This is a genomic window from Vibrio sp. 03_296, assembly GCF_002265885.1.
The window spans coordinates 1-900 of the sequence record NZ_NPKW01000484.1; the positions used below are offsets into that span (position 1 = coordinate 1).

Consider the following 900-nt stretch of genomic DNA (forward strand, 5'->3'; position numbering starts at 1 on the left):
TTCGGTCCCGCTGTTGTGCTAAGCCTTTACTGGAAAGGTGTAGACGACAACGGCGCGCTGGCGGGTATCCTGATTGGTGGTATCACTATCGTGGTTTGGAAACAATTGACTGGCGGTTGGTTTGACGTGTACGAAATCGTACCGGGAATCATCTTCTCAACCATCGCGATTGTTGGTGTGAGCAAACTAACTGGTGGCGCTGACAACACCGTTTTAGAGCAGCATCGTGAGTTTGAGAACAAGTTGGTTGAGCTAGAGTAATCTTGATCTCGTGTTCAACAAGAACGAACACGATACTCAATTTACATTGTAAATAATCGAGCCCCTCGCTGGTGATACTGGTGAKGGGTTTATTTTTAACGACCGACAGAATCTTTTCTTGCCGCTAACAAATCCGCTAAATGTTTGCTTTATTCTTGCGTTCAATCCGCACGGCATTGGGCGACAAAGATCGCAATTTGTTGAAGTTGCAGAACTATTTTTTGTACCTAGAGCACAAAAATTAAAAAGCGCTTTTTGAGTGTGGAATTAATTTGGTCAAAATGTGTCAATTATCATTAGCAGCATTCGTACATCAGGGGAAGGGTCATGCCAGCAAATCTATGCTCAGCGTTGTAAAAAAACAACCGCACACAAAGTCGTTATGCGTCGTTGTCAGGTAGAGCAGAGTGATACGTTTTCAAGTCGGCTACACAGTTTTACCCAACTGATGACCAAGTTTGTTTCTGGTGACCACTATTACCACATGGAACCTCAGCATTTCTGCCGTTACTGTAATACGCAGAATACAGCAACGGTGAAATCCCTTTCACCGCAAATGGTTCAACCGACGATCGGTTAGACCTTCTTACTTAAGCGAAATCGCTTTCGAGCTCAGTACACTCTCGGTTGACCTCTACR

The 900-nt window shown here is 44.4% G+C and carries 1 protein-coding gene and 1 pseudogene; both read left to right on the forward strand.

The window, feature by feature from the left end; genetic code table 11:
* Positions 1-261, forward strand: a pseudogene (locus CIK04_RS25565) (sodium:proline symporter); the annotation flags it as partial.
* A 382-nt stretch (positions 262-643) separates the two neighbouring features.
* Positions 644-841, forward strand: coding sequence for a hypothetical protein (locus CIK04_RS25570; RefSeq protein ID WP_128824703.1), 198 nt, complete (start codon positions 644-646; stop codon positions 839-841).
* Positions 842-900: the final 59 nt, after the last annotated feature.